Origin of the sequence: Mumia sp. (genome assembly GCF_028803055.1) — a bacterium.
Lineage (GTDB): Bacteria > Actinomycetota > Actinomycetes > Propionibacteriales > Nocardioidaceae > Mumia.
In genome coordinates, this window is record NZ_JARBCJ010000116.1 from 1 (window position 1) to 10,865 (window position 10,865).

At 70.3% G+C, this 10,865-nt stretch carries 8 protein-coding genes; 7 read left to right on the plus strand and 1 reads right to left on the minus strand.

Features of this window, described 5'->3' with window-relative positions; all coding sequences use genetic code 11:
* Nucleotides 1–11 precede the first annotated feature (11 nt).
* The 5 genes from selD to PV363_RS11840 all read left to right on the plus strand — a co-directional run bounded on the left by selD (nt 12) and on the right by PV363_RS11840 (nt 7,735).
* Nucleotides 12–1,007, plus strand: a complete 996-nt coding sequence (gene selD / locus PV363_RS11820) for a selenide, water dikinase SelD (protein WP_220344289.1) — start codon at nt 12–14, stop codon at nt 1,005–1,007.
* Between the two features lie 91 nt (nt 1,008–1,098).
* Nucleotides 1,099–4,347 (plus strand): formate dehydrogenase, encoded by a 3,249-nt coding sequence (fdh, locus tag PV363_RS11825; RefSeq protein WP_301022415.1) that lies wholly within the window; start codon nt 1,099–1,101, stop codon nt 4,345–4,347.
* Nucleotides 4,344–5,303, plus strand: coding sequence for a 4Fe-4S dicluster domain-containing protein (locus PV363_RS11830; RefSeq protein WP_220344291.1), 960 nt, complete (start codon nt 4,344–4,346; stop codon nt 5,301–5,303). Before fdh ends, PV363_RS11830 begins: the two co-directional genes overlap by 4 nt.
* Nucleotides 5,300–6,400, plus strand: coding sequence for an NrfD/PsrC family molybdoenzyme membrane anchor subunit (gene nrfD, locus PV363_RS11835; RefSeq protein ID WP_301022416.1), 1,101 nt, complete (start codon nt 5,300–5,302; stop codon nt 6,398–6,400). The genes PV363_RS11830 and nrfD overlap by 4 nt, the downstream gene beginning before the upstream one ends.
* 18 nt (nt 6,401–6,418) lie before the next feature.
* Complete coding sequence (locus tag PV363_RS11840) at nt 6,419–7,735, plus strand: OFA family MFS transporter (RefSeq protein ID WP_220365814.1); 1,317 nt, start codon at nt 6,419–6,421, stop codon at nt 7,733–7,735.
* A 28-nt stretch (nt 7,736–7,763) separates the two neighbouring features.
* Here the strand turns inward: PV363_RS11840 and PV363_RS11845 are convergent, their stop codons facing one another.
* The gene (locus PV363_RS11845) at nt 7,764–8,030 is read right to left on the minus strand and encodes a metal-sensitive transcriptional regulator (protein WP_220344294.1); all 267 of its coding nucleotides are present in this window, start codon (nt 8,028–8,030) and stop codon (nt 7,764–7,766) included.
* Between the two features lie 134 nt (nt 8,031–8,164).
* On the opposite strand from PV363_RS11845, the gene PV363_RS11850 reads away from it, so the two are divergent.
* Nucleotides 8,165–9,565 carry an MBL fold metallo-hydrolase gene (locus PV363_RS11850; protein ID WP_301022417.1) on the plus strand — a complete coding sequence of 467 codons (1,401 nt, stop codon included), beginning with the start codon at nt 8,165–8,167 and terminating at the stop codon, nt 9,563–9,565.
* 1 nt (nt 9,566) lies between these two features.
* Nucleotides 9,567–10,406 (plus strand): sulfite exporter TauE/SafE family protein, encoded by an 840-nt coding sequence (locus PV363_RS11855; RefSeq protein ID WP_301022418.1) that lies wholly within the window; start codon nt 9,567–9,569, stop codon nt 10,404–10,406.
* The last annotated feature ends 459 nt before the right edge of the window (nt 10,407–10,865 follow it).

The following is a 10,865-nucleotide window of genomic DNA, read 5'->3' on the forward strand; positions in this document are numbered from 1 at the left end:
AGGTTGGGACCATGACGACCGCAGCTGCAGATCTCCGGCTCACCCAGTACGCCGCCGGCGGCGGCTGCGCGTGCAAGGTTCCGCCCGGCGAGCTCGAACGCGTGCTCGGTGACCTGCGGCTCGGTGAGGAGTCGGGCGACCTGCTCGTGGGCCTCGACCACGGCGACGACGCCGCCGCCGTACGGATCGACGGCGAACGCGCCATCATCGCGACGACCGACTTCTTCACCCCGGTCGTCGACGATCCCTACGACTGGGGGAGGATCGCCGCGGCGAACGCCCTCTCGGACGTCTACGCGATGGGCGGCGAGCCGGTGGTTGCGCTCAACCTGCTGGCGTGGCCGCGCGACCGGATCCCGTTCGACCTGGCCCGCGAGGTGCTCCGTGGGGGCCGCGACGTCTGCCGCGAGGCGGACACCCACCTGGCCGGGGGCCACAGCATCGACGACCAGGAGCCGAAGTACGGCCTCGCGGTCACCGGTCTGGCTCACCCCGACCGCCTGCTGCGCAACGACGCCGCCATGCCGGGGACGCCTTTGACGCTCACCAAGCCGCTGGGGCTCGGGGTGCTCAACAACCGGCACAAGGCGACGGGCGAGCGGTTCGAGGAGGCCGTCGCCACGATGACGGGCCTCAACCGTGACGCCTCGCGTGCGGCCGTGGCCGGCGGGTGCACGGCAGCCACCGACGTGACCGGCTTCGGCCTCCTCGGTCACCTCTTCAAGATGGCCCGGGCCAGCGGGGTGAGCGCCGTGGTCGACGCGGCGGCCGTCCCGTACGTTGGTGGCGCTCGTGACGCGCTCCGTGACGGGTTCGTGCCCGGCGGGAGCCGTCGCAACCTCGACTGGGTCCGCCCGCACCTGCAGGCGAGCGTCGAGGAGGACGAGCTCCTGCTGCTCGCGGACGCGCAGACGTCGGGCGGTCTCCTCGTCGCCGGTGAGATCCCGGGCCATCCGGTGGTGGGCGAGGTCGTGCCCCGCACCGACTTCGTCGTCGCGGTGCGCTGACACCGGTTGATTGACAGCGGCACGCGGTCGCCTCACCCACGTGTGAACGAGGGGCGTCGGGGGTAACGTGCCCTCAACGGAGGTGAGGCGGGTGGCGAGGACGTTCCTTTCGTGGCCTGTGCTGCGACAGCTGACCGGTGCGGACCGGCTGGGACGCGGCGCGGCCGTACGCTCCCGCAACACCGACGAGATCACCGCCCGCACCGAGACCGCCGACCGGGTCGCCAAGAGCGTCTGCCCGTACTGCGCGGTCGGGTGCGCCCAGAAGGTCTTCGTCAAGGACGAGAAGGTCATCCAGATCGAGGGTGACCCGGACAGCCCGGTGAACCGCGGTCGGCTGTGCCCGAAGGGCGCGGCGAGCAAGAACCTCGTCACCAGCCCGCTGCGGCAGACCACGATCAAGTACCGCGCGCCGTACGCGACCGAGTGGACCGACCTCGCGCTCGACACGGCGATGGAGATGATCGCCGACCGGGTCGTCAAGGCCCGCAACGACACGTGGCAGGACGTCGACGAGCGCGGACAGCGGGTCCGCCGCACGCTCGGCATCGCGAGCCTCGGAGGGGCGACCCTCGACAACGAGGAGAACTACCTCATCAAGAAGCTGTTCACCGCGATGGGCGCGATCCAGATCGAGAACCAGGCGCGCATTTGACACTCCGCCACCGTTCCCGGTCTGGGGACGTCGTTCGGGCGTGGAGGCGCCACCACCTTCCTCCAGGACCTCGCCAACGCTGACTGCATCATCATCCAGGGCTCCAACATGGCCGAAGCCCACCCGGTGGGCTTCCAGTGGGTGATGGAGGCGAAGGCGAGGGGTGCGAAGATCATCCACGTCGATCCGCGGTTCACGCGGACCAGCGCGCTGGCCGACACCTTCGTGCCGATCCGAGCGGGCTCCGACATCGCCTTCCTCGGCGGCATCGTCAACTACGTGCTCTCCAACGAGCTGGACTTCCGTGAGTACGTCGTGAACTACACCAACGCCGCGGCGATCGTCAGCGATGACTTCCAGGACACCGACGACCTCGACGGGCTGTTCTCCGGGTACGACCCCGAGACGCGGACGTACGACCCGACGTCCTGGCAGTACGCCGGCGACGAGCCCGCGGCCGACGACGAGCAGAACCCCGAGATGCAGCGAGAGACCGCCAGCGCGTTGCAGCACGAGTCCCACGGCAGCGGCGTGAAGGCCAATCCGCCGCGCGACGAGACGCTTCAGGACCCGAGGTGCGTCTACCAGGTCCTCAAGCGGCACTATGCCCGCTACACGCCGGAGATGGTGGCGCGGACGTGCGGTGTGAGCGAGGAGCAGTTCCGCGAGGTGTGCGAGGCGTGGACCGCGAACTCGAACCCGGACCGCACCACGGCGCTGGTCTACAGCGTCGGGTGGACCCAGCACAGCGTGGGCGTGCAATACATCCGGACCGGGGCCATCCTCCAGCTGCTGCTGGGCAACATGGGCCGGCCCGGCGGCGGTGTCATGGCGTTGCGCGGGCATGCGAGCATCCAGGGCTCGACCGACATCCCGACCCTGTTCAACCTCCTCCCCGGCTATCTGCCGATGCCCAACGCCGTGGAACACCAGAGCCTGGAGCAGTGGATCGAGGCCGTCAGCCAGCCGGACGCCAAGGGCTTCTGGGCCAACGCGTCGGCGTACGGGGTCAACCTCCTGAAGGCCTACTTCGGAGACGCGGCGACGCCGGAGAACGACTTCTGCTTCGACTACCTCCCGAAGATCACCGGCGACCACGGCACCTACAGCACCGTCATGGACATGATCGACGGCAAGGTGAAGGGCTACTTCCTGCTCGGCCAGAACCCGGCCGTGGGGTCGGCGCACGGGCGCGCCCAGCGCCTGGGCATGGCGAACCTGGACTGGGTGGTGGTCCGCGACCTCTTCGAGATCGAGAGCGCCACGTTCTGGAAGACGTCTCCGGAGGTCGCCACCGGCGAGATCGTGCCCGAGGAGTGCCGGACGGAGGTGTTCCTCATGCCGGCTGCGTCCCACGTCGAGAAGGAGGGCACCTTCACCCAGACCCAGAGGATGCTGCAGTGGCGTGAGAAGGCGGTCGAGCCGCCCGACGACTGCCGCTCGGAGCTGTGGTTCTTCTACCACCTCGGCCGGATGGTCCGGGAGCGCTACGCGGACTCGACCGAGGAGCGCGACCTGCCGATCCAGCAGCTCGCGTGGGACTACCCGACCCACGGTCCGCTGGTGGAGCCGAGCGCCGAGGCGGTGCTCATGGAGATCAACGGCTTCGAGGTGGAGTCCGGTCGGCCGCTGTCCAGCTTCATCGAGATGAAGGCCGACGGCTCGACGCTCGGCGGCTGCTGGATCTACACCGGCGTCTACAAGGACGGCGTCAACCAGGCCGCCCGCCGCAAGCCGGGGAGCGACCAGAGCTTCGTGGCACCCGAGTGGGGCTGGGCCTGGCCCGCGAACCGGCGGATGCTCTACAACCGGGCCTCGGCCGACCCGAGCGGCAAGCCGTGGAGCGAGCGCAAGGCCTACGTCTGGTGGGACGAGGATGCCGGGGAGTGGACCGGGCACGACGTGCCGGACTTCGAGAAGACCAAGCCGCCGTCGTACCGGCCGCCCGACGGCGCTGCCGGTGTCGAGGGACTCGCGGGCAACGATCCGTTCATCATGCAGGGCGACGGGAAGGGCGCACTCTACGTGCCGCAGGGTCTCATCGACGGTCCGATGCCGACCCACTACGAGCCGGTCGAGTCCCCGTTCCGCAACCCGTTCTACGCCCAGCAGGCCAACCCGACGAGCAAGGAGTACGTCCGGCCCGACAACCCCTCGAACCCGTCGCCGTCGCAGGGTCACAGCGAGGTCTACCCGTACGTGTTCACGACCAGCCGGCTCACCGAGCACCACACCGCCGGAGGGATGAGCCGCTTCGTCGCGCGGTTGGCCGAGCTGCAGCCGGAGATGTTCATCGAGGTCTCGCCGGAGCTCGCCGACGAGCGCGGCCTCGAGCCCGGTGGCTGGGCGACGATCATCACCTCCCGCTCTGCGATCGAGGCGCGCGTGCTGGTCACCGATCGGCTCACGCCCCTCAAGGTCGAGGGCAGGACGGTGCACCAGGTGTGGCTCCCGTACCACTGGGGCGAGGGCGGTCTGGTGACGGGCGACTCGGCCAACGACCTGATCGGGATCTCGCTCGACCCCAACGTCCTCATCCAGGAGTCGAAGGTGGGTACCTGCGACGTACGCCCGGGTCGGCGGCCGACGGGACCGGCGTTGCGACGGCTGGTCATGGACTACCAGAACGATGCAGGTCTCACCACCGCCCACGCGGTCGAGGACACGAAGGAGAGTCAGTCATGACGAGCCTGTTCCGGGAGAACGACCTGTGGGGGCCGCTCGATCCCTCGGAGGAGGCGGGGTACGGCGAGGACCGCCCGAAGCGCAAGGGGTTCTTCACCGACACCAGCATCTGCATCGGCTGCAAGGCCTGCGAGGTGGCCTGCAAGGAGTGGAACGACGTCCCCGCCGACCACTTCGACATGCTCGGCTCGTCCTACGACAACAGCCACTCGCTCAACGCGAACCAGTGGCGGCACGTCGCGTTCATCGAGCAGCCCAAACGGCTCGGTGACCAGGAGAGCGGGCTCCGCCAGTCGGTCGACCTCGGCATGCCGGTGATGGCGCCGTCGAGCCCGCCCGAGGAACAGCCGCCGGACGGCGCCGAGAAGCCCGACTTCCGCTGGCTGATGTCGTCGGACGTGTGCAAGCACTGCACGCACGCCGCCTGCCTGGACGTGTGTCCGACGGGGTCGCTCTTCCGCTCCGAGTTCGGCACGGTGGTGGTGCAGGACGACATCTGCAACGGGTGCGGCTACTGCGTCCCCGCCTGCCCGTACGGCGTCATCGAGCGCCGGAAGGGCCCCGACGGGGCCAAGAACGTGGGCATCGCGCAGAAGTGCACGCTCTGCTACGACCGGCTCGAGGCCGGCCAGACACCGGCGTGCGCCCAGGCGTGTCCGACGCAGTCCATCCAGTTCGGCGACGTGGAGGAGCTGCGCGAGCGCGCGAACACCCGGGTCGCCCAGCTGAACGACGCGGGCGTCATGGACGCGCGTCTGTACGGCAACGACCCCGACGACGGAGTCGGTGGCGCGGGTGCCTTCTTCCTCCTGCTCGACGAGCCCGAGGTCTACGGCTTCCCGCCGGACCCGGTGGTGACGACCCGCGACCTGCCGCACATGTTCCGGCGGGCCTCGGCGGCGGCAGCCGTGATGCTCGCGGGCGCCGCGGTGTCGTTCCTGGGGAGGCGGCGATGAGCCAGGAGCAGACGAGGACAGGCGACACCCCGGAGTACGCGGTCACGCGCGACGGCATGGTGGGCGTCGCCGCCGAGACGGACGCGGTCGTCGGATCGGCGGGCGGACGCCGCAAGAAGGGCCGTCGCCGCAAGGGTGCTGAGCAGAGCATGGTGCCCGAGGCCGACTTCACCTCCTACTACGGTCGGCCGATCGTCAAGCCGTCGCCGTGGGAGGCCGACATCCCGGCGTACCTCTTCGCCGGCGGCCTCGCCGCCGGCTCCTCCTTGATCGCCGCGGGCGCCGACCTGACCGGCAGGCCGGCGCTGCGGCGTACGGGCCGGCTGGCCGCGGTCGGGGCGCTCGGCTTCTCGATGGCCGCGCTCGTGCACGACCTCGGCACGCCCTCACGGTTCGCGAACATGCTCCGGACCGCCAAGCTGACCTCGCCGATGTCGGTCGGGACCTGGATCCTGTCGATGTACGGGCCCTTCGCCGGCGCTGCCGCGGGCGCGGAGGTCGTCAGTCTGCTGCCGGGCCGCTACCGCAGCGCGGGGCCGCTCCCGCTGGCGTCCGCGCTCGGACGGCCCGCGGGACTCATGGCGGCACTCTTTGCGCCGCCGGTCGCCGCGTACACCGCGGTCCTGCTCTCCGACACGGCGACACCGTCCTGGCACGGCGCCTACAAGGAGCTCCCGTTCGTCTTCGTCGGTTCCGCCAGCGCTGCGGCGGCCGGGCTGGGGATGATCGCCGCTCCGACCCACGAGACCGGTCCGGTCCGGCGGATGGCCGCTGCCGGCGCGCTGCTCGAGCTGGGGATGGAGCAGCGGATGGAGAAGTCGATGGGTGTGACCGCGGAGCCCCTGCACCACGGCAAGGCAGGACGCCTGATGCGGATGGCGAAGGCGCTGACGGCGGTTGGTGCCGCCGGGACGCTGCTGGCCGGTCGCAGCCGTGCCGTCGCGGCAGCATCGGGAGCGGCGCTGATGCTGGGGTCGGTCTGCACCCGGTTCGGGGTGTTCGAGGCAGGGCAGCAGTCCGCGAGAGACCCGAAGTACACCGTCGTCCCCCAGCGCGAGCGCCTCGAGCGACAGGGCCCCGTGCGCTACCACCAGTAAACGAGCCAGGAGGCCCAGATGACCGACTCCGTGAGCGACTCGACCGGCCGCCACGACACCGCTTCGCCGGGACGTCGTGACAGTGGCTCGGTGAACCGGTGGGTGCTGGTCGGCGGTGGCCTTCTGCTCCAGTTCTCCATCGGCGCCGTCTATGCCTGGTCGGTGTTCGCGAAGGCCTACCAGGACGCCGAGCCGTGGCAGCTGACGAAGGTCGAGGCATCGCTGCCGTTCACGGTGACGATCGCGATGATCTTCATCGGCAGCTACACGGGTGGTCGGGTGCAGGACAAGCGCGGCCCGCGCGTCGTCGCCCTGGCGGGCGGCGTCATCTACGCGGTCGGCATCGTGATCGCGTCGTTCACCCGGGGGTCCGAGGACCTGTGGCTGCTGATTCTCGGTTACGGCGTCATTAGCGGTTTCGGGCTCGGCGTCGCCTACATCGTCCCGATCGCCATGCTTCAGAAGTGGTTCCCCGACAAGAAGGGCCTCATCACCGGTCTGGCGGTCGGGGGCTTCGGCTTCGGGGCCGTCCTGACGTCCCCCGTCGCCCGGTGGCTCATCGGCCAGGACGAGAGCCAGCCGTCCAAGGCGTTCCTCTGGCTCGGTCTGGCCTACCTGGTGATGTCGCTCGCGGGCGCGTCGTTGTTCCGCAACCCGCCGCAGGGCTACTCGGTCCCCGGGTACGAGACGGCGACCGCAGGAGCGGCCGGTCCGACGGCCAAGGAGTACACCGAGAAGGAGGCGCTGCGGACGCCGCAGTGGTATCTGCTCACCGCCATCCTGACCCTCAACGTCACGGCGGGCATCGCACTGATCTCGCAGGCCGCGGGCAGCGCCGAGGGGATCGCCGGCTACAGCTCGGCGGGTGCGGCGACAGTCGTCGGTGTGCTGGCGATCTTCAACGGAGGTGGTCGCATCGTCTGGGCAGCCGCCTCCGACTACGTCGGACGGATGCCGGCGTTCGCCGCCATGCTCGCGCTCCAGGGCGTGTGCCTCATCGTCCTGCCGCACGCGAGCAACGCAGCCCTGTGGTTCGCCCTCGCCGCGGTCGTCTACCTCTGCTACGGCGGCGGGTTCGGCACCATGCCGGCCACGGCCGGTGACTACTTCGGGGTGAGGTACGCGGGGGCGATCTACGGCCTCATGCTCATCGGCTGGAGCCTGGGCGGCGTGATCGGTCCGATCGTCATCTCCGCCCTGCTCGGTGACACCGGCGAGCCCGACTACACGCTCGGCTACACGACGATCGGCATCATCGCGCTGGTCGCCGTGGCGCTCACCCTCATCACCCGCGTGCCGGGTGACCGGAAGACGGCCGTCGCGTCGGAGCGATGACCCGGACCGACGCCGAGGCCGTCGGCGCTCACGCCAGGGCGAGGAAGAGCTTCTCCATCTTCTTGACCTCGTCGTCGGCGAGGCCGTCACCGCCTTCGGTGAGGCACTGCTGGAGTCCGGTCGCGACGATGGCGTAGCCGGCACGCGAGAGCGCCTTGTTGACAGCCGCGAGCTGGGTGAGGACCGACTCGCAGTCCGAGCCCTCCTCCATCATCCGGATGACGCTTGCCAGGTGACCGTTGGCGCGCTTCATGCGCGTGATGACCGCCTTGATGTCGGTGGGGTCGAGATCCATGGTGGTTCTCCCGTGGCTCGGGGGCGCGGTCTCCTCAATCCTACAACCCCCTGGGGGGATGTGTTACCGTCCTCATCATAACCCCCCGGGGGGATGCTGAGCGGGCGCCGGTCCGCGAGAGGAGAACGCCGCCGATGACCGATCTGACGGTTCGCACCCTGGAGACGCCGTCGCTGGGTGACCGCACCTATGTCGTGCACGACGGCGAGGTCGCCTTCGTGGTCGACCCCCAGCGAGACATCGACCGGGTGCTCGACGTGCTCGAGGCCGACGGAGTCCGGCTCACCCACGTCTTCGAGACGCACCTCCACAACGACTACGTCACCGGTGGACTGGCCTTGGCCCAGGCGACCGGCGCGGCGTACCTCGTCAACCGCGAGGACGACGTCTCCTTCGAGCGCACCCCGGTCGCGGCGGGAGAGACGGTGTCCATCGGCTCTCGGATGACGGTGCGCGCCATCGCCACCCCCGGCCACACCTTCACGCACCTCTCGTACGCCCTCTCGTCCGTCGGCGACCACGGTGAGCAGCCCTACGGCGTGTTCACCGGAGGCTCCCTGCTGTACGGCGCCACCGGCCGCCCCGACCTGCTGGGTGAGGCGCACACCGACACCCTGGTGCGCCACCAGCACGCGTCGGCCCGCAAGCTGGCCACCGAGCTCCCCGACGACGCCGAGGTCTTTCCCACCCACGGGTTCGGGTCGTTCTGCGCGGCGACCCAGTCCGACGCGACCACCTCGACGATCGGGCAGGAGCGCCGGTCCAACCCGGTGCTCACCCAGGACGAGGAGACGTACGTCCGCGAGCTCCTGGACGGTCTCGGGGACTGGCCCGCGTACTACGTCCACATGGGCCCGGCCAACGCCGCGGGGCCTTCCGCGCCCGACCTCTCTCCGGTGCAGGAGGCCGATGCCATCGAGCTGCGGCGACGCATCGAGGCCGGCGAGTGGGTGATCGACCTGCGCAACCGCAAGGCCTTCGCGGCGGGGCACGCCCCCGGCACCCTCAACATCGGCCTGGACGGCGCCTTCGCCACCTACGTCGGCTGGCTGATCGAGTGGGGGACACCGGTGACCTTGCTCGGGGAGACCGCCGACGACGTCGCGGAGGCGCAACGCGACCTCGTCCGCATCGGCATCGACCGCCCTGCCGCGCAGGCGACCGGCGGACCTCGGGACTGGACGACCGGCGAGCTGGGCCGCTTCCCCGTCGCGACGTTCGCCGACCTGGCACAGGTGCGCCACCACCGCGAGGTCGTCGTCCTTGACGTCCGTCGCGCCGAGGAGCATGCCGAGTCCGCGATCCAGGGCTCCGTGAACCTCGCGATCCACGAGCTGCCACGCCGAGTCCAGGAGGTCCCGGCGGGCGAGGTGTGGGTGCACTGCGCCGGCGGCTACCGGGCGTCCGTCGCCGCCTCGTTCCTCGCCGCGGCCGGGAGAGACCTGGTCGCGATCGACGACGCGTTCGACCACGCCGAGCAGGCAGGTCTGCCGCTGGTCCGCACGGCGGACGAGACCGTCAGCACCCCGGCCTGAGATGTCGCTCGCCCTCGTCGCCGTCGCGGTCTCTGCCGGCACGGTGATCGGCCTGTCGCTCGGAGCGCTCGGTGGCGGTGGGTCGATCCTCGCCGTCCCGGTCCTCGTCTACCTGCTCGAACAGTCCACGACGCAGGCCATGACCGGATCGCTCGTCGTCGTGACCGTCACGTCGCTGATCGCGGCGGTCGCCGCTCACCGAGCAGGCAACGTGCTCCTCGGCCGCGGCATCGTCTTCGGAGCGGTCGGCACGGGCGGGGCCGCGGCCGGGGCGACGCTGTCGTCGTCCGTGTCGCAGGACGTGCTGCTGGCCGCGTTCGCGGCGCTTCTGCTCCTGGTCGGCGGCCTCATGGCGTGGCGGCTGGTGCGCTCGTGGCGCGGCCGTACGACCTCACCCCGGCATCGTTCCGGCCTGGGTATCGACGACCCGATCATCAGCATCAGCCCCACGTTCGTCTGCCGGTGTCCGCAGGCGCTCATGGTGCTGACCACCGCCACGCTCGTCGGGTTCGTGACCGGGCTCCTGGGCGTCGGCGGCGGGTTCCTCGTCGTGCCCGCCCTGGTGCTGGCCCTGGGCCTGCCCATCGACCTCGCTGCCGGCACCTCGCTGGTCGCGATCACCGTCACCAGCGTCGCGGCGCTCATGGTCCGCACCGGCAGCGGCAGCGCACCCGACTGGGGGCCGGTGCTCCTGCTGACCGCGGTCTCCGTGATCGCCGCCGTGCTCGGCGTCCGACTGGCCGCGGTGGCCGGCACCGCGCGGTTGCAAGGAGCCTTCACCGTGCTTGTGCTCGCCGTTGCGGCCTACACCGCCGCTCGAGCACTCCCCGCGCTGGTGTGAGCCGGCACGCCAACCCTCATCCCGTTCCACGCCTCCGTGCCCCGACGTTGAACCGAACAAAGGAGAACCATCATGTGTCAAAGCACCACCTGCCGTACCTGCGGCAAGACGACGTGGGCGGGCTGTGGTCAGCACGTCGCCCAGGTGAAGGCAGGCGTCCCTGCAGCCCAGTGGTGCTCGGGTCATCCCGCCGAGGAGCGCTCAGGCGGCTGGCTCAGCCGTCTCCGTCGTCGCTGAGGGGAGCGGTCGCCGGGCGTCGGTCGACGCCCGGCATGATCGGAGCATGAGGTTCACCGAGCACGAGCTGTCGGCAGCGGTCACCGGCGTCGCGAAGGCCGTGATGGCGTCGCAGGACAAGGACGTGCGCAAGGGCCGGCGCGACGTCGACGAGGCGTGGGAGGGTCTTTCTCGCTACGAGCGCTATCAGCTGATGAGCGGGATCGGTGACCAGCTCCTGCC